Origin of the sequence: Pandoraea pneumonica (assembly GCF_902459645.1) — a bacterium.
Taxonomy (GTDB): Bacteria; Pseudomonadota; Gammaproteobacteria; order Burkholderiales; family Burkholderiaceae; genus Pandoraea; species Pandoraea pneumonica.
In genome coordinates, this window is sequence record NZ_CABPSK010000002.1 from 600175 (window position 1) to 622220 (window position 22046).

At 63.8% G+C, this 22046-nt stretch carries 22 protein-coding genes; 20 read left to right on the top strand and 2 right to left on the bottom strand.

The window, feature by feature from the left end; all coding sequences use genetic code 11:
- Positions 1–4 precede the first annotated feature (4 nt).
- From PPN31114_RS11690 to PPN31114_RS11775, 18 genes are all read left to right on the top strand, one after another.
- Entirely contained in the window at positions 5–1345 is a 1341-nt protein-coding gene (locus tag PPN31114_RS11690) for a LysR family transcriptional regulator (RefSeq protein WP_150679669.1), read from the top strand.
- Positions 1346–1794: 449 nt separating this feature from the next.
- Positions 1795–2991 (top strand): ABC transporter substrate-binding protein, encoded by a 1197-nt coding sequence (locus PPN31114_RS11695; RefSeq protein WP_150679670.1) that lies wholly within the window; start codon positions 1795–1797, stop codon positions 2989–2991.
- An 82-nt stretch (positions 2992–3073) separates the two neighbouring features.
- Positions 3074–3946, top strand: coding sequence for a branched-chain amino acid ABC transporter permease (locus PPN31114_RS11700; RefSeq protein ID WP_150679671.1), 873 nt, complete (start codon positions 3074–3076; stop codon positions 3944–3946).
- A gap of 13 nt (positions 3947–3959) precedes the next feature.
- The gene (locus PPN31114_RS11705; protein WP_150679672.1) at positions 3960–5021 is read left to right on the top strand and encodes a branched-chain amino acid ABC transporter permease; all 1062 of its coding nucleotides are present in this window, start codon (positions 3960–3962) and stop codon (positions 5019–5021) included.
- Complete coding sequence (locus PPN31114_RS11710) at positions 5018–5767, top strand: ABC transporter ATP-binding protein (protein ID WP_150679673.1); 750 nt, start codon at positions 5018–5020, stop codon at positions 5765–5767. Before PPN31114_RS11705 ends, PPN31114_RS11710 begins: the two co-directional genes overlap by 4 nt.
- The gene (locus PPN31114_RS11715) at positions 5760–6470 is read left to right on the top strand and encodes an ABC transporter ATP-binding protein (protein ID WP_150679674.1); all 711 of its coding nucleotides are present in this window, start codon (positions 5760–5762) and stop codon (positions 6468–6470) included. The genes PPN31114_RS11710 and PPN31114_RS11715 overlap by 8 nt, the downstream gene beginning before the upstream one ends.
- Before the next feature lie 58 nt (positions 6471–6528).
- Positions 6529–7287: a PIG-L deacetylase family protein gene (locus tag PPN31114_RS11720; RefSeq protein WP_217426945.1), complete on the top strand. Its 759-nt coding sequence runs from the start codon at positions 6529–6531 to the stop codon at positions 7285–7287.
- Positions 7284–7988: a 4-carboxy-4-hydroxy-2-oxoadipate aldolase/oxaloacetate decarboxylase gene (locus PPN31114_RS11725; protein WP_174987964.1), complete on the top strand. Its 705-nt coding sequence runs from the start codon at positions 7284–7286 to the stop codon at positions 7986–7988. The genes PPN31114_RS11720 and PPN31114_RS11725 overlap by 4 nt, the downstream gene beginning before the upstream one ends.
- A 2-nt stretch (positions 7989–7990) precedes the next feature.
- Complete coding sequence (locus tag PPN31114_RS11730; RefSeq protein ID WP_150679676.1) at positions 7991–9127, top strand: 4-oxalomesaconate tautomerase; 1137 nt, start codon at positions 7991–7993, stop codon at positions 9125–9127.
- Complete coding sequence (locus PPN31114_RS11735; protein WP_150679677.1) at positions 9124–9870, top strand: alpha/beta fold hydrolase; 747 nt, start codon at positions 9124–9126, stop codon at positions 9868–9870. Before PPN31114_RS11730 ends, PPN31114_RS11735 begins: the two co-directional genes overlap by 4 nt.
- On the top strand, positions 9867–10337 hold the full coding sequence (locus PPN31114_RS11740; RefSeq protein WP_246182514.1) for a nuclear transport factor 2 family protein: 471 nt from the start codon (positions 9867–9869) through the stop codon (positions 10335–10337). The genes PPN31114_RS11735 and PPN31114_RS11740 overlap by 4 nt, the downstream gene beginning before the upstream one ends.
- Before the next feature lie 182 nt (positions 10338–10519).
- Complete coding sequence (locus PPN31114_RS11745) at positions 10520–11566, top strand: porin (protein ID WP_174988108.1); 1047 nt, start codon at positions 10520–10522, stop codon at positions 11564–11566.
- A gap of 442 nt (positions 11567–12008) precedes the next feature.
- Positions 12009–13385: an MFS transporter gene (locus tag PPN31114_RS11750; RefSeq protein WP_150679679.1), complete on the top strand. Its 1377-nt coding sequence runs from the start codon at positions 12009–12011 to the stop codon at positions 13383–13385.
- Positions 13386–13564: 179 nt separating this feature from the next.
- Positions 13565–14383, top strand: a complete 819-nt coding sequence (locus tag PPN31114_RS11755; RefSeq protein ID WP_174987967.1) for a pyrimidine 5'-nucleotidase — start codon at positions 13565–13567, stop codon at positions 14381–14383.
- A 10-nt stretch (positions 14384–14393) separates the two neighbouring features.
- Entirely contained in the window at positions 14394–15050 is a 657-nt protein-coding gene (gene slmA / locus PPN31114_RS11760; RefSeq protein WP_150679680.1) for a nucleoid occlusion factor SlmA, read from the top strand.
- A 381-nt stretch (positions 15051–15431) separates the two neighbouring features.
- A complete protein-coding gene (gene metX / locus PPN31114_RS11765; RefSeq protein WP_150679681.1) occupies positions 15432–16622 on the top strand; it encodes a homoserine O-succinyltransferase MetX in 1191 nt (396 codons plus the stop codon).
- A complete protein-coding gene (gene metW, locus PPN31114_RS11770) occupies positions 16619–17293 on the top strand; it encodes a methionine biosynthesis protein MetW (protein WP_246182515.1) in 675 nt (224 codons plus the stop codon). The genes metX and metW overlap by 4 nt, the downstream gene beginning before the upstream one ends.
- 114 nt (positions 17294–17407) lie before the next feature.
- Positions 17408–18703 carry an AmpG family muropeptide MFS transporter gene (locus PPN31114_RS11775; RefSeq protein ID WP_150679682.1) on the top strand — a complete coding sequence of 432 codons (1296 nt, stop codon included), beginning with the start codon at positions 17408–17410 and terminating at the stop codon, positions 18701–18703.
- 72 nt (positions 18704–18775) lie between these two features.
- Here PPN31114_RS11775 and PPN31114_RS11780 read toward each other — a convergent pair whose 3' ends face one another.
- Together PPN31114_RS11780 and PPN31114_RS11785 are read right to left on the bottom strand one after the other, a co-directional pair.
- On the bottom strand, positions 18776–19549 hold the full coding sequence (locus PPN31114_RS11780) for an exodeoxyribonuclease III (protein ID WP_150679683.1): 774 nt from the start codon (positions 19547–19549) through the stop codon (positions 18776–18778).
- A gap of 73 nt (positions 19550–19622) precedes the next feature.
- On the bottom strand, positions 19623–20576 hold the full coding sequence (locus tag PPN31114_RS11785) for a LysR family transcriptional regulator (protein ID WP_150679684.1): 954 nt from the start codon (positions 20574–20576) through the stop codon (positions 19623–19625).
- Positions 20577–20774: 198 nt separating this feature from the next.
- On the opposite strand from PPN31114_RS11785, the gene PPN31114_RS11790 reads away from it, so the two are divergent.
- Together PPN31114_RS11790 and PPN31114_RS11795 are read left to right on the top strand one after the other, a co-directional pair.
- Positions 20775–21227: a CidA/LrgA family protein gene (locus tag PPN31114_RS11790; RefSeq protein WP_150679685.1), complete on the top strand. Its 453-nt coding sequence runs from the start codon at positions 20775–20777 to the stop codon at positions 21225–21227.
- A 78-nt stretch (positions 21228–21305) separates the two neighbouring features.
- Positions 21306–21989, top strand: coding sequence for an LrgB family protein (locus PPN31114_RS11795; RefSeq protein WP_058376859.1), 684 nt, complete (start codon positions 21306–21308; stop codon positions 21987–21989).
- Positions 21990–22046: the final 57 nt, after the last annotated feature.

Here is a 22046-nt window from a genome sequence, read left to right on the forward strand (position 1 = left end):
TTGCATGTCGATCGACACCGCCATCAGTCTCACCAACGCCCCGCCGACGTCGAGTCTCGCCTGTCACGAGCGCGGCACGTGGAGCCGTGCGCCGCAAAACAACGACGCCTCGCTGCTGTGCCGTAAGTTGCGCGGCTTGCGCGCCATGGTTGCCGTGCTCGAATGCGACTCCGTCGCACGGGCGGCGCGCATGTTGCACCTGTCGCAGTCGGCGGTGGCGCGGTCGATCTCGGACATCGAGGCCGAACTGGGTTTCCCGTTGTTTCATCGCAGCGGGCGCGGCCTGATTCCGAACGCGGCCGGGCAGCGTCTGGGCGTGCGGGCGACGCGTGCACTTGCGGAGTTGGCCAATGGCTACCGCGAAGCGTTTGCTGCGACGGCGTCGCAAGCCGACGGCGGCGCGCGCGCGGCGAGCCGCTTCGCTGCCGTGGTGGCCCCGCAGCAACTCACCAGCTTCATTGCGGTGGCGGAACTCGGCAGCGGTTCGCTCGCGGCGAACCGGCTGCAATGCTCGCAGCCGACGATTCAACGCAATCTCGATCAACTCGAAGACCTCATCGGCATCAAGCTGTTCCGGCGTACGCCGCGCGGCACGCGTCTGACCGACGAAGCGCAGGCATTGCTCGGCCCGGTCAAACGCGCGCTCGCGGAACTCGCCATTGCGGAAGACGAACTCGCGCCGTTCGGCGGACGCCAGCAGGGCACCGTGATCGTGGCCGCTCTGCCGTTGTCCAGCGGCTTTCTGTTGCCGAAGGCCATCGACAGCCTGCTGCACAAATCGCCGTATCTCACGGTGACCGTGGTCGACGGCACTTACGAAGCGCTGGTGCGTCAGTTGCGCCAAGCGGACGTCGACATGATCGTCGGCGCGTTGCGTGCGAACGATGTCCCTGCGGATATCCGGCAGGAAGCGCTCTTCGAAGATCACCTGTCGGTGGTCGCGCGTGCGGGCCATCCGTGCCTGACCATGGGCCGCGAACCGACGCTCGCGGAACTTGCGGAGTACGGCTGGGTGAGCCCACTGCCGTGCACGCCCGCGCGTGGCGTGTTCGAGCGCGTGTTCCGTGCGGAAGGGCTGGCGTTGCCGCAGACGCAGGTGCATGCGAGCAGTTCACCCGTGGTGCGTGGACTGTTGCTGTCCAGCGATCGGCTGGCGTTGCTATCCCCGGTGCAGATCACATCGGAGTTGCGCACCGGCGAACTGGTGGTCGTGCCGGTGCCGCTTCAGCACGCGCGCCGGGCCATTGGGCTCGCCACGCGCCGTGACGGTTTGCTCTCGCCCGCAGCGGAACAACTCCTCGACGAATTGCGAGCCCTCGCCCCGTCGGTGATGCATCCGAACTAAGCGGATGCGTGGGGCGTAGCTTGCGTACGTCCTTGCTTACACCCCACTGTGCTGGCCCATGCGGCACCCACGCATGATGGCCTTGGCGAGCGCGGCGAAATTCGCCGGATTCGCCATGACTTGCATGTCGCGCGACACGCTCGCGCGAGTGCGCCGCTCTCCTTAACGCGCGCATTGCCACCTGCCCGCACAGCCTTACGCTGCGGGCGTTCCACCGGTGGTGCCGCGCGTGTCCCGCAGCGCGAAATTAGCGTGCCCAAATTCCCTCGATTACGTAGGGGAAATCTCGGGGATATACGAAAAACGCAACGCTCGACGCGGGACTTTCATTCGACGCCACCATTTCGGCTGCCTAAGCTGTTCCGGACATCATCGAAAAGGCCCGCCTCCCCGGCGTGGACCTCATCAAAAAACGGAGCGGCGCGCGACGCCGACGAGGAGACGACACCATGATGAAGCGCCACTTGTGGCTCGCTGTGGCACTTGCGAGCGTTTGCCAGTTCACCTCTATGGCGGCTCGCGCCGACGATATCAAGATCGGCGTGCTGGGCCTGTTCTCCGGTTCGGCTTCGTGGTGGGGCACCGAGTACCGCCGCGGCATCAACCTGTGGATGGAGCAGAACAAGAACAAGGTCGGCGACGACACGCTCGTGATTCTCGAGCGCGACGAAGGCGGCGTGAACCCGCAACGCACGCGTCAACTGGCGCAGGAACTCGTAGTGCGCGATCAGGTGCAATACCTGTTCGGCGGCTCGTTCACGCCGAACGTGCTGGCGATGGCCGACGTGGCTAACCAAACCAAGACGCCGCTCGTGATCGGTAACTCGGGCACGTCGAGCGTGACGCTCAAGTCGCCGTACTTCGTGCGCACCGGCTTCACGCAATGGACCGTGAGCGTGCCGCTCGTCGAATACGCCGCGAGCAAGGGCATCAAGAACGCCGCCATCGTGGTGGCCGACTTCGCCACGGGCTACGACGCGATCGACGCATATTCGGAAACCTTCAAGAAGGCTGGCGGCAAGATCAGCGTGGAAGTGAAGGTGCCGCTGGGCACGACGGACTTCTCGAGCTACCTGCAACGCGTGCGCGATGCCAAGCCCGAAGCCGTCTTCATGTTCATGCCGGTGGGCCCGATGTCGGCCGGTTTCGTGAAGGCCTTCAAGGAGCGTGAACTCGACAAGGCAGGCATTCAGCTTTTCGCCACGACCGAGACGATGGAGTCCGACCTGCCCGCCATTGGCGACAGCGCACTGGGCACCATCACCGCACTGCATTACTCGCCGTTCCTCACGTCGCCGGAAAACGTCGCGTTCGTGAAGGCTTACAAGGCGAAGTACGGCCCGGGTGCACTGCCGTCGATCGCTTCGGTTTCGGCCTACGACTCGATGACGCTCATCGCGCAGATGATCAAGGCGACCAAGGGCAAGAAGGACGCCGATAAGGCCATCGCCGCCGTGAAGGGCTATGCCTGGACGAGCGCTCGCGGGCCGGTGTCGATTGATCCGAAGACGCGCGAAATCATCCAGAACGTGTACATCCGCCGCGTGGAAACCATCGACGGCAAGCTGGGCAACAAGCCCATCGAAACGTTCAAGTCGGTGGTCGAGCCGTGGCATATCAGCCACCCGCAAGTGGCCGCCAAGTAAGCCACCCAATCGAAGCTTTTCAACGCAATCGATGTGACAGCGAGCGCCCACGCGCTCGCTCCCCCCGCCCCGGTAATTCCTCATGACGCAATCGCTTGCCACCTTCCTGTCGTTGTCGATCGACGGTGTGGCTTACGGGATGCTGCTGTTTCTCATCTCTGTAGGTCTCACGGTCACGCTCGGCGTGATGCGCGTTGTCAACCTCGCGCATTCCGCTTTTGCCATGATCGGCGGCTATTTCACCTTGTGGGCCATGCAACACGCCGGCCTCGACTTTTTCGTCGCGCTCCTCGTCGGCGTGGCCGGCACGATGGTGCTCGGCGCCGTGCTCGAGCGCACGTTGTATCGCTGGGTCTACACCGCGAACGGTCTCGGGCAGTTGCTCATGACCATCGGGCTGGCGTTCATCATCTGCGCCATCGCCAAGCATCTCGCCGGGACGGAACTGCAAACCATTCCGGTGCCGCAAGGACTGCGCGGTACGTGGGATCTGGGCGGCTTCTCGGTCTCGGTCTATCGCATCTTCGCGCTGGTGTGCAGCGCGGTCGTCGCCCTCGGTATCTGGTGGGGGCTGGAGCGCACGCCGTTCGGTGCCAAGCTGCGCGCCGCCGTCGACAACCCGCGTATGGCGCGCTGCGTCGGCATCGACGTGCCGCTCGTGTTCTCGATCACGTTCGCGATCGGCTGCGGCCTGTCGGGTCTGGGCGGTGCGCTTTCCAGCCAGATTCTGCCGCTGGAGCCGTACTACGGCCTGAAGTACCTCGTGCTGGTGCTGATCGTCGTGGCGGCGGGCGGTTTGGGCAGCCTGCGCGGCTCGCTGTACGCCGGTCTGCTGCTCGGTCTGATCGACACGCTGGGCCGCTACTACGTTCCCGCGCTCGGTGCTTTCATGATCTATCTGGCCGTGCTGGCCATTCTGCTGATCCGCCCGCAAGGGTTGGTCGGCCGTGCGTGAGCGGAGGGTGACGATGCAAAACACGAATCCCTCGACGCTTGGTGGTGCGGCCCAAGTCGCCCCGGCACTGCGCCGCAAGCGGCTTGGCCTGCTCGACGCGTTCCTGCTGGTGGCGGCGGTCGCCACATACTTCTTCGCCGATCTGTATCTCGCGCTCGCCACGAGCGTGGTGATCATGATCATCTTTGCGCTCTCGCTCGATCTCGTGCAGGGCTACTGCGGTATCGAAACCCTCGGCCATGCGGCGTTCTTCGGCAGCGGGGCTTATGCCGCCGGGTTGTTCGCACTGCACGTCTCGCCGAACCCGTTGCTGGGTCTCGTCGCTGGCGCTGTCGTTGCCGCCGTGGTCGGGCTGATTACCGGCGTCGTTGTGCTGCGCGTGAGTGGGCTGACGCAAATCATGCTCACGCTCGCGTGCGCCACGCTGCTGTACGAAGCGGGCAACATCGCCAAGTCGATCACGATGGGCGACGACGGTCTGACCGGTTACACCATCGCGCCGGTGCTGGGCCTGTTCGAGTTCGATATCTACGGGCATACCGCTTACATCTACGCGCTCGTGGTGCTGGTGGTGGTGTTTCTGTTCACGCAATTCCTCGTGAATTCGCCGTTCGGTCTGACGGTGCAGGGCATTCGTGAGAACGCCATGCGCATGTCGCTGCTTGGCGTGCGCGTGGGCTTCCGCCGCCTGATGCTCTACACGATTGCGGCCGCCGTGGCCGGTGTGGCCGGTGCGCTCTCCGCTCAGGTCAACAACATCGTGGCGCTCGACACGCTCTCGTTCACGCTGTCGGCCAACGTGCTGGTGATGCTCGCACTCGGCGGCACGGGACGCCTCTACGGCGCGGTGCTCGGTGCGGTGGTGTTCATGGTGTTGTCCGACCGTATCGCGGCCATCGATCCGACGAACTGGCTGGCGGCGCTTGGCGTGCTGCTGATCGTCGTAGTGCGGTTCGCGCCGGACGGGTTGATCGGTGTGGTCGATCGCTTTGCCTTGCGTGCGCGCCGTCGCAACGTGCCGGTGCCTGCCGAAACCCAGCCCAAGGCGAGCACCGATAAGGAGGTGACGTCGTGAGCGCTGCACTCGAAATTCAAGGGCTGTCGAAGCGCTTCGGCCAGCTCGACGTGACCCGCAATGTCAGCCTCTCGCTGCAAGCCGGTGCGCGTCATGCACTGATCGGGCCGAACGGTGCAGGCAAAAGCACGTTGATGAACCTGCTGACCGGCGTGCTCAAGCCCAACTCGGGCGTGGTGCGTGTGGGCGGCACGGATGTCACGTCGATGGCGTCGCACAAGCGCGTGAAGCTGGGCCTCGCACGCACGTTCCAGCTCAATACGCTGTTCAACACGCTCACCGTGGCCGAGAACGTCGCGCTGGCGCTCACGTCGCGCCGCGGGCTCGATGGCCGCATCGGTAAGCCGCTGGCGAATCGCCCAGAGGTGGTGGAAGAAGCCGCCGAGCGTCTGCGCGCACTGGGCATGCTCGATCTGGCAGGCCGTCGCATCGACGAATTGGCTTATGGCCAGCGCCGTCAGGTGGAAATCGCCCTCGGTCTGGCGCTCGATCCGAAAGTGCTGCTGCTCGACGAACCCGTCGCAGGCGTGCCTTCCGGGCAAGGTCGCAAGTTGTTCGATCTGCTCGAACGCCTGCCCGAAGACGTGGCGGTGATGGTGATCGAACACGACATGGATCTGGTCTTCCGCTTTGCGCGCCGCATCACCGTGCTGGTGGAAGGCGCCGTGCTGATGGAAGGCGAGAAGGAAGAAGTGCGCCGCGACCCGCGCGTGCGAGACATTTATCTGGGGCGTCGCCATGACTGACATTCTGCTCGAAGCCGGTGGCCTGTCCGCCGGGTATGGCGAGACCATCGTGCTCGAAGACTTGAGCCTGCGCGTGGCCGCTGGCGAAGCCATCGCCATTCTTGGTCGCAACGGCGTGGGCAAGAGCACGTTGCTGCTCAGCCTGCTCGGGTTGACCACGCGCCACGGTGGCGTGATTCGCTATCTCGAGAACGACATCTCGCACTGGCCCGCGTACAAGCGGGCGCGCGCCGGGCTCGCGCTGGTGCCGCAAGAGCGCGAGATTTTCAAATCTCTCTCCGTCGAAGAGAACCTGCAAGTCTCGGCGATGGGCGAGGCGTGGACGCTTGAGCGCGTGTACGACCTGTTCCCGCGTCTGGCCGAGCGCCGTCGCAATCTCGGCAATCAACTCTCCGGCGGCGAGCAGCAGATGCTCGCCATCGGCCGCGCGCTGATCGGCAACCCGCGAGTGGTGCTGTTCGACGAACCCTTCGAAGGGCTTGCGCCAGTGATCGTCGATCAATTGGTCGATGCGTTCTGGAAGCTGCGTGCCGACGGTGGCATGGGCGTGGTGCTCGTGGAGCAACACGCGGAATTGGGGCTGGAGTTGACCGATCGCGCGCTGGTACTCGACCGGGGCCGCGAGGTGTGGGCGGGGCGCAGCAGCGAACTCGCCGCTTCGCCGGAATTGCTCGGCGCGTTGGTTGGCTTGGAAAGCGTTTGATCGGCGGGGCTGGACCGCACGTCCCCACGTCCCCATGCATTAGGAATTGATGAACATCATGACGACATCACAGAACAACACGAACACGACGGGCCTGTCCGGCCTCGTCGTCAGCGCCCACTCGGCAGACTTCGTCTGGCGTGCGGCGGGCACCATCGCCACGCACGTGGCGCAGGGCTATCGCATGAAGGTCGTGTGCCTCTCGTTCGGCGAGCGCGGCGAGTCGGCCAAGCTCTGGCGCAAGGGCGCAGAGATGACCGAAGCGAAGGTCAAGGCAGCACGCCGTGAAGAAGCGCAGCGCGCGGCCGACATTCTCGGCGCAGAAATCGAATTCCTCGACATCGGCGACTACCCGATGCGCGTGTCCGACGAAACGCTCTTCCGACTTGTCGACATCTATCGCGAATTGCAGCCGTCGTTCGTGCTGAGCCATTCGGAAAAAGACCCGTACAACTTCGACCATCCGCTCGCGATGCACGTCACGCAGGAAGCACGCGTGATTGCACAGGCCGAAGGCCACAAGCCGGGCGAGAAAGTGATCGGCGCGCCCGCCGTGCTGGCGTTCGAGCCGCATCAGACCGAACAGTGCGAGTGGATTCCCAACACCTTCGTGGACATCACCCCGGTGTGGGAAACGAAGCGCGCGGCCATCGAATGCATGGCCGGTCAGGAACACCTCTGGGATTACTACACGCGCGTGGCCTTGCAGCGCGGCGTGCAGGCCAAGCGCAACATCGGCATCACGGCCTCGCGCGACATCAAATATGCAGAAGGGCTCATGCGTCTGACGCCCGTCGTTACGGAGCAACTGTCATGATTCGCGGCGTCGTCGTTCGTCAAATTCCCCGCGTCGATGCCGCAACGCTCGACATTCTGCGCAGCGCAGGCAGTGCCACCGTGCACGAAGCGCAAAGCCGCCTAGGCCTGATGGCGACGTATCTGCGTCCCATCTACGCCGGTGCCGCGGTGGCGGGCAGCGCAGTGACCGTGCTGGCACCGCCGTCGGATAACTGGATGCTGCACGTCGCCGTCGAACAGGCACAACCGGGCGACATCGTGGTCGTCGGCGTGACCTCGCCGTGCGACGACGGTTACTTCGGTGACTTGCTTGCGACGTCGATGAAGGCGCGCGGCGTTGCAGGGCTTGTGATCGACGCGGGCTGCCGCGATATCGCCACGCTCACCGAGATGAAATTCCCCGTTTGGTCGAAGGCCATCTCCTCGCAGGGCACGGTGAAGGAAACCCTCGGCTCGGTGAACGTGCCGGTGGTGTGCGCCAACCAGATCGTGAACCCGGGTGACGTGATCGTGGCCGACGACGACGGCGTGACGGTCGTGCCGTACGCCACGGCGCAGACGGTGGCGAAGGCTGCGGCTGCACGCGGTGCCGACGAAGCCTACAAGCGCGGCGTGCTCGCAGGCGGCACGTTGGGGCTGGACTATTACAAGATGCGCGAACGTCTGGCCGCGAAGGGCTTGCGCTATGTCGACTCGCTCGACGAACTGCAAGGCGAGTGACGATGACCGTGGGCGAACTCGTGAAGCACTCGCAAACACGCATCGACGCGGCGGTCATTCGCGGCGGCACGTCGAAGGGGCTGTATTTTCTCGCCGACGATCTGCCCGCCGACGCCGCCACGCGTGATGCCGTGTTGCTCGCTGCGATGGGCTCGCCCGACGCGCGGCAAATCGACGGCATGGGCGGTGCCGATCCGCTGACCAGCAAGGTCGCGATTGTCTCGCGCGCGACGCGGCCCGATGCCGACGTCGATTACCTCTTCGCACAAGTCGTGGTCGATGAGGCGCGTGTCGACTACGGGCAGAACTGCGGCAATTTGCTCGCAGGCGTGGGGCCGTTTGCTATCGAGCGCGGGCTCGTGGTGGTGACGGGCGACGTGACCGATGTCGCGATTCATATGGTCAACACGGGGCAGGTCGCACTCGCGACGGTGCAAACACCCGCGCACTCGGTGAAGTACGACGGCGACGTGGCCATCGACGGGGTGCCGGGCACTGCCGCACCGATTCCGTTGATGTTCCGCGATACCGCTGGCTCGACGTGCGGCGCGTTGTTTCCGACGGGTGCCCGTCAGGACGTCGTGGATGGTGTCGCGGTGACGTGCATCGATAACGGGATGCCGCTGGTGCTGATGCGTGCTGCGGATCTGGGCTGCACGGGCACCGAGTCGTGCGAGCAACTGGAAAGCGGTGCGCAGTTTCAAGCGCTGCGCGAGAAGATCGAAGCGATTCGACTGGCCGTCGGCCCGCGCATGAACCTCGGCGACGTGCGCTCGCGCACCGTGCCAAAGATGTGTCTCGTGGCATCACCGCAGGCAGGCGGGGCGCTGCTGACGCGTTGCTTTATTCCGCATCGTTGCCACTCGTCCATTGGCGTGCTGGCAGCGGTGAGTGTGGCGACGGCCGCTGCGCTGCCGGGCACCGTCTGTCACGACTTGGCCGTGGTGCCGGATGACGCCGCGCCGCTGATGTCGATCGAACACCCGACGGGCGAATTTACCGTGCGCCTGACGCTGGCGCGCAACGAAGCCGGTGACAGCGAAGTCACTGGCGCGGGCTTGTTGCGCACTGCACGCTGGCTCTTCGACGGTCAGGTGTGTATTGCGCGTAGCGTTTGGGCGCAGGGAGGGAACGCATGAGCACCGCGCGTCCCCCGTTGCTCATGCTTCCCGGCTTGCTCTGCGATCAAGTGGCGTGGGCCGCCACCGCCGCCTTGCTGCCGCAACACGATTGCCGCGTGCCTGCGTGGGGCATGCTCGATTCCATCGAAGCGATGGCGCGCCACGTGCTCGCGAGTGTCGCCGAGCCGCGCTTCGCGGTGGCCGGGCATTCGATGGGCGGGCGCATCGCGCTGGAAGTGGTGCGCCTCGCACCCGAGCGTGTCACGCATCTCGCATTGCTCGACACCGGTTATCAGGCATTGCCTGAAGGCGAAGCCGCCGAGAAGGAGCGCGCTGGCCGCGCGGCGTTGCTCGCACGTGCGCGCGAAGCCGGGATGCGCGCGATGGGCCAAGTGTGGGCCACCGGCATGGTGCATCCGGACCAGATCGGCACGCCGCTGTTCGACGCGATTCTCGACATGATCGAGCGCAGCAACCCGGATCAATTCGCTGCGCAGATTCACGCGCTGCTGGGCCGTCCGGAAGCCACGCCGCAACTCGGCGGCATTCATTGTCCGACGCTCGTGTTGTGTGGCCGTCAAGACACGTGGAGCCCGCTCGCTCGTCACGAAATCATGGCCGGAGCGATTCCCGGCGCAAAGCTGAGCGTGATCGAAGACAGCGGCCACATGAGCCCGATGGAGCGCCCGCAGGAAGTGGCCGCTGCATTGCAAGCGTGGCTAGATACGCGCACGCACGGCATGGCCGGAGTGCAGGCATGACCTTTCCCGATATGACACACACCCTCGATCAGAACACGCTCGACGCGATGCTCGCCAAGCAGGCGTGTCAGGACCTCGTGATGCGCTTTGCCGCTTGCAACGACCGACGCGATCCGCAAGGACTCGCCGCGTTGTTTGCCGAGAACGGCGTACTCGTGCGTCCGGGCGCAGCGCCGCTGGTGGGGCCAGCGGCGATTGCGGCGGCGTATGCCGATCGTCCTGCCGAGCGGATGACGCGGCATCTCATGGGCAACGTGCTGATCGACGTGACGTCGCCCACCGGCGCCATCGGCAGCAGCACGGTGCTGCTGTGGAGCGGGTCGACACAAGCCTCGCCGGGGCCGTTTGGCCGTCCGGCGCAGGGCCGTCAAGTCATGGGCGAGTTCGAAGACACGTTCGTGAAAACGGCACAAGGCTGGCGTATCGCGCGACGCGAAGCGCGGTTCACGTTTGTGCGCGAGGCGTGAGGGGTCACGCCGCGCGCAAGTTGGGCAATTTAGGCAATTTGGAGGTAGCAGGGCAAAAGAAGTCAAAAGGCGGGCCGGCGCGTTGACGCCATCAGTCCGACGTTTGGCGTGGGGTAGTAGCTGTGTATTTATAAAACAAGGGGACAGAAGTGAAATTGAAATACGCATTGGCCGCTGGCCTGATGCTGGGTGCAGGCCTGGCACAAGCACAAAGCAACGTCACGTTGTACGGGATTGTCGATACCGGCATCGCCTATTACAACAATGCCGCCAACGGCGGCAGCTTCATCGGCGAACCGACGCTCACCGGCAAGGTGCCGTCGCGCTTCGGCTTCAAGGGTGTGGAAGATCTGGGCGGCGGTCTCAAGGCCGTCTTCACGTTGGAAAACGGCTTCCAGCCGGGCACGGGCGGTCTGAACTACGGCGGGCGTCTGTTCGGCCGTCAGGCTAACGTCGGTCTGTCGGGTTCGTGGGGTACGTTGCTCATCGGCCGTCAGAACAACATGACGTTCTACGTGACCGGCAACGCCGACGTGATCGGACCGTCGATCTTCTCGCTCGCCAGTATCGACCCGTACATCGCCAATGCGCGCAGCGACAGCGCCGTCGGCTACATGGGCAAGTTCTCCGGCGTGACGCTGGGTGCGACGTACAGCTTCGGGCGAGATGCGTCGAGCGCGGGTGGTCCGTCGGCGACGAACTGCGCGGGCAACGTGGCTGGCAACTACCAAGCGTGTAAGCAATTCACCGGCTTGATCGGCTACGACTACGAGAACTTCGGTATCTCGGCTTCGTACGACCAGATGAACGGCAACACGGGCGCCGCCGCACCGCTCACGAGCTCGAAGTACACCGATTCGCACTCGGTGATCAACGCGTACTACAAGTGGTCGACGGGCCGCGTGGGCGGTGGCTGGATTCACCGCAACGTGAGCGCCGATGCCGCATCGCTGCGCTCGGACATCTACTTCATCGGCTTCACGTATTTGCCGACGATCACGTGGGCGTTCGACGCACAGGCGATTCGCTACCAACTCAAGAGCCGCGCCAACGCGACGATGCTGATCGGGCGCGCTACGTACTCGCTGTCCAAGCGTACGTCGCTGTACGGCATGGCCGGCTGGGTGGCGAATAGCCAGAACGGTGCGGTGGCGATTGCCGCTGGCGGTTCGGTGGTCACGGGCGGTAACCAGTTCGGCACGATGCTGGGTATTCAGCACACGTTCTGATCGGGCTAACCCGTTGGCTTTTTGTTGTCGATGTTCTGACGCGAACCTCGGTTCGCGTTAGCCAGATACGCGGTGCTGTGCGCGTGAATTCGTCCGGGGGGGCGGTTCACATGACGCGCGGCACCGCGTCACTCCCTCTTGCTGCGGCATACGACGTGGTGGCGGTGCCGCGCACCACGAGAGAGTGATCCGGCAGACGTCGCGTGGCCGCCCCGTGTGCAGCCGTACATTCCCCGAGCTGCACCATCGCACGCGATCTTCCTGCCCGGCCCGGGTGGTCCAGTCAACCGTTCTCCCGGGCCGTCCATTTTTCCTCGCTGTGCAGCCCGGCAGCTTGGCCTTCGCTGGCGCGGCTCGTTCACGTGTTTCTGGTGTTTCTCGCGTTTCTCGCGTTTCACGCATTTCCGGTAATCTGCGCATGTCCAAAAGCGTGACCCAATCCATGCCTGCTTCCGCGCCACTGGCCGACGGACTGAGCGCTCGCGCGCGGCGCATCGCCGTGCCGTCGATTCTGCTCGGCACTTTCCTCGGTAATCTCGACGCCTCTATCGCTAATGTCGCGTTGCCGACCATCGCACGCGATCTGATGGCCGACCCCGCGGCGACGGTATGGGTGGTCAACGCGTATCAATTGATCTTCGCCATGGCAGTGCTGCCGCTCGCCGCGTTGGGCGAGAAGCTTGGCTATCGGCGCGTGTTTCTGTTCGGCGTGGCCGGTTTCACGGTGGCGTCGCTCGGCTGTGCGCTGGCGCCGAACTTGGCGTGGCTCGTCGCGGCACGCGTGGTGCAGGGCTTGTGCGGTGCGTGCATGTCGACCATCGTGCCCGCGCTGCTTCGTATGGTCTTTCCACCGAATATGGGCGGCCGGGCAATTTCTTTGCTCGCGCTGACGGTGGCGTTGTCGACGGCGGCGGGGCCGAGTGCCGCCGCGCTGATTCTCTCGCTGGGCGACTGGCGTTGGCTCTTTGCGATCAATCTGCCGATCGGACTGGCGGCGTTCGCCGCGTCGTCGCGTTTCCTGCCCGCGACGCCGGGGGCCGAACGGCGGCTCGATGTGCCCGGCGCACTGCTCAATGCGGTGGCATTGGCGCTCATCATCATCGGGCTGGGGCATGTCGGTGAAGCCGGTCACCATGGCGTCGCGGCATTGCAGATCGTGCTGGGGCTTGTGGTGGCCGTCATTCTCGTTCGACATCAACGTGCGCAGACGGCACCGCTGCTGCCGCTGGATTTGATGCGCGTGCCGGTCTTGGCGCTGTCGTCGTTGACGTCGGTGGCTTGTTATATGGCGCAGACGTTGTCGTATGTCGGCATGCCGTTCTTGTTGCAGCATGCGATGGCGCGCAGTGAGGCGGTGACCGGTCTGTTGATTACACCTTGGCCGTTGGTGATCGTGTTCGTGGCACCGCTCGCGGGACGCTGGTCGGACCGCTTCGATAGTGCGCGCATGAGTGCGCTGGGGCTCGGGGTGTTTGCGGTGGGACTGGCGTCGCTGGCGTGGCTCCCGGCGGATGTGTCGAACTGGGGTATCGCCGCGCGCATGGCGGTGTGCGGTGTGGGGTTCGGTTTCTTCCAGACGCCCAACAATCGCATCATCATGATGGGCGCGCCGCGTGAGCGCAGTGGGGCGGCGAGCGGGCTGATGACGATTGCGCGCACCGTGGGCATGACGCTCGGTGCGGCGCTCGTCGCGCTGCTCTTCGATGTCTATGGCGATGACGGTGCCCGCGCCGCGATGGTGGCGGCAACGGTACTTGCTGCGCTGGGTGGTGTCGTGAGCCTGTTGCGGGTGAGGGCGAAAGACAACGCAAGCGCGTAGGCGGTGCGGGGCATGGCGCGGGGAAGCGTGGTGAGCGCTCGCCATCGAGGTGATGAAGGGATGGCGCGAATAAGGTAGGCGTAAGGCAGGCTGAGCCGATTTGTCAAAGCGGGGCTTGCGCGATAGCATCTTGCCTTTCCGTGGTCTGCTGCGGTGCCCGCCGGGCGCCGTCTTCCCAAATGCCGGTGTCCCCCGTGTCCCCTTCTCACGTACTGAGCCGACGCCGCCGAGCGAACCGCGCCCGCAGCGAACACGGCGGACGCGGTCCGGTCTGGCTGTTCGACCTCGACAACACGCTGCACCGCGCGTCGCACGCGATCTTTCCGCGCATTAACCGCGCGATGACGGCGTATATCGAAGAGAAGCTGGGCGTGCCCCGTGACGAGGCGAACCATCTGCGGTTTTCCTATACGCAACGTTACGGCGCCGTGCTGCTGGGGCTGATCAAGCACCACGCGATCGATCCGCACGATTTTCTGGCGCGTGTGCATGAGTTGCCGCCGCTGGCCGAGGTGCTGCGCGCCGAGCGCGGGCTGGGACGCCTGCTCGCCGGGTTGCCCGGGCGCAAGATTCTGCTGACCAACGCCCCCGCAAGCTACGCCATGGCGATTGTCGACGCCTTGGGAATTCGCCGACACTTCGAACGCTGCGTGAGCATCGAAGACATGGCCGATCGCCGCGCGTGGCGGGCCAAACCCGACGCGATCATGCTGCGTCGGCTGCTGGTGCGCGAGGGGTTGGCGCCGCACCGCACTTGGCTGGTCGAGGACACCCGTTCGCATCTCAAGCACCTGCGGCATTTCGGTATCGGCACCGTATGGATTACGGGACATCTGCCGACGAGAAACAGCCACGGCGACGTGATGCCGCGCAGTGGGCGCCCACACTATGTGGATATCAAAGTACAATCTCTGCGCGAGTTACGGGCGCGCCTTGCGACCGGGGCCGGCGCGAGACGAATCGCCCGGGCCGCCCGACAATCAAATCCCTACCGATAACGACCAGACGATGCAGCAGGAAAACTCTTCGAGCGGAGCCGGTTACGGCACCGCCGATGCGCTGGAGGCCGCACCCGCGCCGGTGAAGACCACTCGCCCCAAGCCGGGCGAGCGCCGTGTGCAGGTTCTGCAAACCCTCGCGGCCATGCTCGAGACGCCTAAGGGCGAGAAGATCACCACGGCCGCGCTCGCCGCGCGCCTGGATGTCTCCGAAGCGGCGCTCTATCGCCACTTCGCGAGCAAGGCCCAGATGTTCGAAGGGCTCATCGAGTTCATCGAACAGACCATTTTCGGTCTGATCAATCAGATCTCCGCACAGGATCAGGACGGTGTGACGCAAGCACGCGCCATCGTGTTGATGCTGCTTGGTTTCGCCGAGAAGAACCCGGGCATGACCCGTGTGCTGACGGGCGAAGCGCTGGTGGGCGAGCATGAGCGCCTGCAAGAGCGCATGAACCAGTTGCTCGACCGCATCGAGGCGTCATTGCGTCAGGTGCTGCGTCTGGCGTCTGCGCAAGGCACGCTGCCGGAAACGTTCGACGCGAACTCGCGCGCGAACCTGCTGGTGTCGTACGTGTTGGGCCGCTGGCATCGTTTTGCCAAGAGCGGCTTCAAGCGCACGCCGACGGAAGGCGCCGAGCCGCAAGTGGCGGCGCTGCTGCGCTAAGGCCAAACAAGGGCGAACGCTATCGCTCGCCCTTGTCGCGTCTGCTGACGGCCGAACGTATGTAGGGTGCATGTATGGACCCAATGTCAGCTACGCAGATTACGTTATACTTTTGGAACTCGTGATGGGGCCGCTGCCAAGCTGATGGTGCAGCTGGTGCAATCGCGATGATTGGCGCGCCGATTTGGTGACTCGCTTGCGGGCGCGCGAATGACTTCGACAGGGGCTGGGCTCCGCCGAAGGCATTCAATACAAATGCGGCTAAAGAGGTCGTTCGCGCACCCCGCCCGTTTTTCGTCGACCTTTTTCCCCGCAAAGAACGCCTAAGAGGCGCTGCCGTCGCTACGGACAGCGTGATCTGGCACGTTTCGGACAGGAAATATGGAATCGTCAATCGGAATCGTCACGCCACAGCGGATGCATTTTGCGCAGCCGCTGGCACTGCAAAACGGCAGCACCCTCGCGGGCTACGACCTGATGGTCGAGACCTACGGCGAGTTGAATGCCGATCGCAGCAATGCCGTGCTGGTGTGCCACGCGCTCAACGCGTCGCATCACGTGGCGGGCATCGCCGCCGATAACCCCAAGGACATCGGCTGGTGGGACAACATGGTCGGGCCCGGCAAGCCGCTCGACACCAATCGCTTCTTCGTCATCGGTGTGAACAATCTCGGCTCGTGCTTCGGTTCGACCGGGCCGATGAGTCTCGATGAAAGCACGGGCACGCCCTACGGCGCTCGTTTTCCCGTCATCACGGTCGAAGACTGGGTCAATGCGCAAGCCCGCGTGGCCGACGTGTTCGGCATTCAGAAATTTGCGGCAGTGATGGGCGGCAGCCTCGGCGGCATGCAGGCGTTGGCGTGGAGCATCATGTATCCCGAGCGCGTCGGGCACTGTCTGGTGATCGCATCCACACCGAAGCTCTCGGCACAGAACATCGCTTTCAACGAAGTGGCCCGCTCGGCCATTCTTTCCGACCCCGATTTCCACGGCGGCGACTACTACGCGCACGGTGTCGTGCCGCGTCGCGGCCTGCGTGTGGCGCGCATGATCGGTCACATCACGTATCTGTCCGACGAGGACATGGCGACCAAATTCGGCCGCGCGCTGCGCCGTGCCGAAGCGTTGGTGGATGGGGTGAAGGGCGCAGACGGTGCCGCTGCGGCACAGGACGACGGCTATCGCTTCAGCTTCGATGTGGAGTTCGAAGTGGAGTCGTATCTGCGCTATCAGGGCGACAAGTTCGCCGAGTACTTCGACGCCAATACGTATTTGCTGATCACGCGGGCGCTCGACTATTTCGATCCGGCGCGCACGGTCGGCGGCGATTTGTCGCGCGCGCTGGCGCACACGACGGCGAAGTATTTGATCGTGTCGTTCGCGACCGACTGGCGCTTTGCGCCGAACCGCTCACGTGAAATCGTCAAGGCGCTGCTCGACACGCGCCGCACCGTGAGCTACGCCGAAATCGACGCGCCGCATGGTCACGACGCATTCCTGCTTACCGACGCGCGCTATCACAATCTGGTGCGCGCTTACTACGAACGTATCGCCGAGGAGGTCGGGGTATGAGTCAGTCCACGGATCAAACCACAACCCCGACGACCAGCGCGCAAGCCGCGCGACTGGCGGCTTCTGGCAACCAGATTACGGCGTCGCTGGCCGATCGCGCCGACTTTCGGGTGATCGCACGCTGGATCGAGCCGGGCTCGCAAGTGCTCGATCTCGGTTGCAGCGACGGGTCGCTGCTGCGTCTGCTGTCAGACGAACTGGATGTGAGCGGCTACGGTGTCGAGATCGATGACGCCGGTGTGTTGGCGTCGGCCAAGCGCGGCATCAATGTGATTCAGCAGAACATGGAAGGCGGGCTGGCGCTGTTCGAAGACAACAGCTTCGACACCGTCATCTTGTCGCAGACGCTGCAAACCATTCATCGCACGGCGGACATTCTGCGCGAGACGGTGCGCGTGGGACGCGAGGCGATTGTGTCGTTCCCGAACTTCGGCTACTGGCCGCACCGGTTGTCGGTGTTGCAGGGACGTATGCCGGTGTCGAAGAGTTTGCCGTTCCAGTGGCACAACACGCCGAACGTGCGTGTGCTGACGATTAAGGATTTCGAAGCGTTGGCGCCGGAAGTCGGCGTCGAGATTCTGGATCGCGCGGTGTTGCACAACGGGCGTCTCGTGTCGGTGGGCGCGAACTGGCGTGGTAGTCTTGCGGTCTATCGCGTCAAGCGTTCCTGAACCGACGGTTGCGGCGGCGGAGCGGCGCGCCGGGTGCCATGATGATCGACAGTTGACGGTCAGGGGCGATCGGGTGCCGTACGTCGCGCGCAGCTGGCCCCAACTGTCCTGTCCATGACCGATTCGCTGCCGCCCGACGACGGGCGAGTGTTTCACCCCACGCGGATGATCATCTGCGTGATTCTCGGCTTCACCTCCGGTTTGCCCTTGTTCATCCTGCTCAATCTCGTGCAGGCATGGCTGCGCAGCGAGCAGGTGGATCTCAAAGCGATTGGCCTTTTCGCGCTGATTCAATTCCCCTATACGTGGAAGTTTCTGTGGGCACCGCTCATGGATCGCTTCGCGCCGAATTTATTCGGCTGGAAGCCGGGGCGGCGGCGCGGCTGGATGTTCGTCACGCAGTTGTTGGTGGCGGGCGCAGTGGCGCTGATGGGGACGTATTCGCCGCAACGCGATTTAATGACGATTGCCGCGCTCGCGGCGGCGCTGGCGTTTTTTAGCGCGAGTCTCGATATCTGTCTCGACGCGTATCGCCGGGAGTTGCTCTCCGACCGTGAGCAAGGCTTGGGCACGGCGATGCACGTGAATGCTTATAAGGTGGCGGGGCTGGTGCCGGGGTCGCTCGCGCTGATCATGGCGGACCATCTGCCGTGGTCGCAGGTGTTCTTCGTGACGGCGGCGTTCATGCTGCCGGGCCTGGTGATGACGCTGGTCGTCAAGGAGCCAGCCATTCGCGGCACGCCGCCGAAGACGCTGCGCGAGGCGGTGGTGGAGCCGTTCCATGAGTTCGTGACGCGTGGTGGCTGGACGAAAGCGCTGCTGGTGCTGGCGTTCATCTTTTTGTACAAGCTGGGCGATTCGATGGCGACGTCGCTGGCGACTTCGTTCTATCTCGATTTGGGGTTCACCAAGACGCAGATCGGTGTCGTGGCGAAAGCGACGAGCCTGTGGGCGAGCGTGGCGGGCGGGATCATTGGCGGCATCTGGCTCATCAAACTGGGCATCAATCGTGGGCTGTGGGTGTTTGGCGTGCTGCAACTGGTATCGGTGCTGGGCTTCGCGTGGCTGGCGGAAGCCGGTGCGGTGGTGGCGGGGCTTGGGGCGGTGATCGCGTTCGAGGCGTTCACGGCGGGGTTGGGCACGGCGGCATTTACGGCGTATATCGCCCGCACGACGGACCCGCGCTATACGGCGACGCAGTTCGCGCTGTTCACGAGTTTGGCGTCGGTGCCACGCACGTTCGCCAATGCGGGCACGGGCTATATCGTCGACGGCGTGGGCTGGCTGACGTTCTTCCTGATCTGCACGGTGCTCGCCGTGCCCGGCATGCTGCTGCTGCCGAAGGTCGCGCCTTGGGGCGCAGACGATGATGGCGGCGACGGCGTGCCGCAAACAAGCGGCGCACGGTAGTCGTCAGGTGGTGACGACAAAGGGGTCAATCCTTGCGGATTGGCCCCTTGCTATTTCAACTGCGCGATTTGCTTACAGCGCGTGATCGTAGTCCACCGTCAGCGGCGCGTGATCGCTGAACTTGATGTCGCGGAAGACGGATGTCGTCTTTGCTTTGCCAGCAATCCCCGGCGTCGCGATCTGATAATCGATGCGCCAGCCGACGTTCTTCGCATACGCCTGACCGCGGTTGCTCCACCACGTGTATTGCTCCGGGCGCTGATCCAGCGTGCGGAAAACATCCACATACCCGTGATCGTCGAACAACTGCGTGAGCCACGCGCGCTCTTCCGGCAGGAAGCCCGAATTCTTCAGGTTGCCCTTCCAGTTCTTGATGTCGATTTCCTTGTGCGCGATGTTCACGTCGCCACACAACACGACTTCACGGCCCGCCGCCTTCAACGCCAGCAAGTGCGGCATGAAATCGGCCATGAAACGGAATTTCGCCGCCTGACGCTCTTCACCGCTCGACCCCGAGGGGATGTACACCGAGATCACCGACAGGTTGCCGTAACGCACTTCCACATAACGGCCTTCGGCATCGAACTCGTCTTGTCCCCAGCCGATGAGGATGTCGTCGGGCTCGCGGCGCACATACACGCCCGCACCGCTATAACCCTTCTTCTCGGCGTAGTGGAAGTAGCCCTGATAGTCGTGCGGCTTGAGAAAGTCGGGCGTCATGTCGGGCAACTGCGCCTTGATTTCTTGCACGCACAAGATGTCGGCATCCTGCTTGCCGAACCACTCGAAAAAGCCCTTCTTGGCGGCCGATCGCACGCCGTTCAGATTCGCGGTGATGATGCGCATAGGTCTCGATGTGCCGCGCTTGCCGCGCAGCCGGGGGAAGAAAATGTCAGCGGCAAGGATACCGCATCGTCATTTAGCGCGCCGGTTGGCGCCTCGTTGCCCCCGCGATGGCCGCCTTCGCATCGCCATCGCCGCCCGGCCCGAGAATGTCGCGCGCCAACGCGAGCCAGCGCCGCGCCGCATGCGAGAGATACGAATCGCGCCGCCACGCCATCGCCAGATCCCACGGAATTTCCGGATCGCGGATATCTGCGATCACGAACCGCTTCGGATCGAGCCGCGCACAGAACGGCTCCGGTAACAACGCGATACCGACGCCGTTATCGACCATCGAGGCAATGAAGTCCCACTGACTAGAACGTCCCGCAATCTTCGGCGTGAAACCCGCTCGCCGGCACGCCGCAATCACCAACTCAGACAGCGCAAACCCCTCGCCGTAAAACACAAACGGCTCGTCACGCAGTTCGCCTAAGCCGACCGACGCGCGCCCCTCCCACGTCGACTCGCGCGGCGCGATCAGCCGCAACTGGTAATGACACACGGGAAGGACGTCGAGAATCGCCGGATCGATCGGCAGCAACACGGCACCCAGTTCGATTTCGCCCGCCAGCAGCGCCTGCTCGATGGCCCGCGAGCCGGTCTCGAACAGCTTCATCTCGATATCCGGATAGTGCTGATGGAACGCTCCGATCACCGGAATGAACAGGTCACCACCCAACGGCGGAATGCCGATCGACAACTCGCCACGCGCGACCGTCTCGAGGTCAGCCAGCTCCTGCTGCAAGCGGGCATAAGCCGCGAGCACATCCTGACCGCGCTCGAACACCACCCGGCCCGCATCGGTTAGTTGCAGGCGACGACCCATGCCGCGTTCTTCGCGCAACATGAGCGGCGTGCCCAGTTCGTCTTCGAGCGCTTTGACCATCTTGCTGACCGTCGGCTGCGTCACAAACAGCGCCTCGGCCGCCGCCGTGAAGCTCTGCTGTCGCACAACTTCCACAAATCCTCGCAACGCACGCAGTTCCATTTTGGGTCTCCCGATTGCACCAATATGGTGCTATCCGCCGCAAAGCCCCGTCGTATAAGGCTTTCTCATGCACTATTAGGGTTAATACTTAAATTATTCCAATATGGAATCGATTTGATGATTGTAATTCATTATATTTATGTTGCAGCGCTTCCTATACTGCTCTCCATGTTGCAGCCAAACCCCCAGGAGAGTGCCATGACCAAGATGATCGCCAGCCGTCTGTATAGCCGTAGCAAGCGCGCCTTGGACGTGGTGTGGCAGATCGCATTGCTCACTGGCATCTATCTGGTGGCCGATGCTGCGTCGCGTCATTTTCACTTGCCCCTGCCGGGTGGCGTTCTCGGTCTGTTCGCGGTGGTCGGTCTGCTCATGAGCGGCGTGCTCAAGGCGGACAAGATCAAGCGCGGTGCCGACTGGTTTCTGGCCGAGATGATTCTCTTCTTCGTGCCGATGGTCGCCGCTGTCATGCAATACACCGATTTGCTGCGCCACGAAGGCCTGCAACTGCTCGCCGTGATCGGCGTGGGCACGGTGCTCGTGATGATCTCGACCGCACTCGCCGTGGACCTCGCGTGCCGCGCCGAGCGCCGGATGAAGGCCGTCTTCGTGCGCATTCCGGCACGTCGCGCTGCGCACAACGCACGCTAAATCAACGCCCCTTGAGCGCCTGCGGGAGCCCGATGGGCTTTCGCAAACCCTGTTGTCACCTCTCGCCGGATTAATGTCATGAATCATACGGCGCTCCTGCTGCTCGCTCTTACTGTTGTCTTTTATTACGTGTCGAAGCGCCTTTACGCGCGTTTCGGCAAGGTGTGGCTCGGCCCGGCCATTCTCGCGCCGGTGCTGCTCATCGCCGTGATGGTCGGCGGCGATATCTCGTACACCACTTACATCTCGGATTCGCGCTGGCTGGTTTGGCTGCTCGGTCCCACGACCATCGCGTTCGCCGTGCCCATTTACGAACACCGCGACATCATTCGGCGTCATGCGTTTGCGCTCACCGTAGGCGTGCTGGTGGCGATGATCGTGGCGGTGGGCAGCTCGTTCGTGCTGGCCCGTCTTTTTGAACTGCCGCCGGAGATGGCGCGCAGTCTGCTCGCCCGGTCGATCTCGACGCCGTTCGCGCTGGTCGTGTCCGACAAGGTGGGTGGATCTCGCGACCTGGTCGGCTTGTTCGTGATCGTGACCGGCTTCATCGGCATGCTGCTCGGCGAAGCGTTGCTGTCGTGGCTGCCGCTGCGCACGCGCATGGCACGCGGGGCACCGTTCGGTGCCGGGGCTCACGGCTTCGGTACGGCCAAGGCGCGCCAAATCGGCAGCGAAGAAGGCGTGGTCGCCAGCCTCGTGATGATGATCAACGGCATCGTGATGGTGTTCGCCGCGCCGCTGCTGACACACTTGCCGATCTAACGGCTGGAAGGTGCCTCGCTGCACCTTCCGAGTTTCTCTCAAGCCTCGTCCGTCGCT

What these genes read in the sequence shown, in the direction of transcription:
- PPN31114_RS11725 (WP_174987964.1), top strand. Translation starts at nt 7,284, where the DNA reads ATGATTCGCGGCGTCGTCGTTCGTCAAATTCCCCGCGTCGATGCCGCA.
- PPN31114_RS11795 (WP_058376859.1), top strand. Translation starts at nt 21,306, where the DNA reads ATGAATCATACGGCGCTCCTGCTGCTCGCTCTTACTGTTGTCTTTTAT.
- PPN31114_RS11745 (WP_174988108.1), top strand. Translation starts at nt 10,520, where the DNA reads ATGCTGGGTGCAGGCCTGGCACAAGCACAAAGCAACGTCACGTTGTAC.
- metX (WP_150679681.1), top strand. Translation starts at nt 15,432, where the DNA reads ATGGAATCGTCAATCGGAATCGTCACGCCACAGCGGATGCATTTTGCG.
- PPN31114_RS11780 (WP_150679683.1), bottom strand. Translation starts at nt 19,549, where the DNA reads ATGCGCATCATCACCGCGAATCTGAACGGCGTGCGATCGGCCGCCAAG.
- PPN31114_RS11705 (WP_150679672.1), top strand. Translation starts at nt 3,960, where the DNA reads ATGCAAAACACGAATCCCTCGACGCTTGGTGGTGCGGCCCAAGTCGCC.
- PPN31114_RS11750 (WP_150679679.1), top strand. Translation starts at nt 12,009, where the DNA reads ATGCCTGCTTCCGCGCCACTGGCCGACGGACTGAGCGCTCGCGCGCGG.
- PPN31114_RS11755 (WP_174987967.1), top strand. Translation starts at nt 13,565, where the DNA reads ATGCCGGTGTCCCCCGTGTCCCCTTCTCACGTACTGAGCCGACGCCGC.
- PPN31114_RS11730 (WP_150679676.1), top strand. Translation starts at nt 7,991, where the DNA reads ATGACCGTGGGCGAACTCGTGAAGCACTCGCAAACACGCATCGACGCG.
- PPN31114_RS11690 (WP_150679669.1), top strand. Translation starts at nt 5, where the DNA reads ATGTCGATCGACACCGCCATCAGTCTCACCAACGCCCCGCCGACGTCG.
- PPN31114_RS11740 (WP_246182514.1), top strand. Translation starts at nt 9,867, where the DNA reads ATGACCTTTCCCGATATGACACACACCCTCGATCAGAACACGCTCGAC.
- PPN31114_RS11775 (WP_150679682.1), top strand. Translation starts at nt 17,408, where the DNA reads ATGACCGATTCGCTGCCGCCCGACGACGGGCGAGTGTTTCACCCCACG.
- slmA (WP_150679680.1), top strand. Translation starts at nt 14,394, where the DNA reads ATGCAGCAGGAAAACTCTTCGAGCGGAGCCGGTTACGGCACCGCCGAT.
- PPN31114_RS11700 (WP_150679671.1), top strand. Translation starts at nt 3,074, where the DNA reads ATGACGCAATCGCTTGCCACCTTCCTGTCGTTGTCGATCGACGGTGTG.
- PPN31114_RS11735 (WP_150679677.1), top strand. Translation starts at nt 9,124, where the DNA reads ATGAGCACCGCGCGTCCCCCGTTGCTCATGCTTCCCGGCTTGCTCTGC.
- PPN31114_RS11715 (WP_150679674.1), top strand. Translation starts at nt 5,760, where the DNA reads ATGACTGACATTCTGCTCGAAGCCGGTGGCCTGTCCGCCGGGTATGGC.
- PPN31114_RS11695 (WP_150679670.1), top strand. Translation starts at nt 1,795, where the DNA reads ATGATGAAGCGCCACTTGTGGCTCGCTGTGGCACTTGCGAGCGTTTGC.
- PPN31114_RS11790 (WP_150679685.1), top strand. Translation starts at nt 20,775, where the DNA reads ATGACCAAGATGATCGCCAGCCGTCTGTATAGCCGTAGCAAGCGCGCC.
- PPN31114_RS11720 (WP_217426945.1), top strand. Translation starts at nt 6,529, where the DNA reads ATGACGACATCACAGAACAACACGAACACGACGGGCCTGTCCGGCCTC.
- metW (WP_246182515.1), top strand. Translation starts at nt 16,619, where the DNA reads ATGAGTCAGTCCACGGATCAAACCACAACCCCGACGACCAGCGCGCAA.
- PPN31114_RS11785 (WP_150679684.1), bottom strand. Translation starts at nt 20,576, where the DNA reads ATGGAACTGCGTGCGTTGCGAGGATTTGTGGAAGTTGTGCGACAGCAG.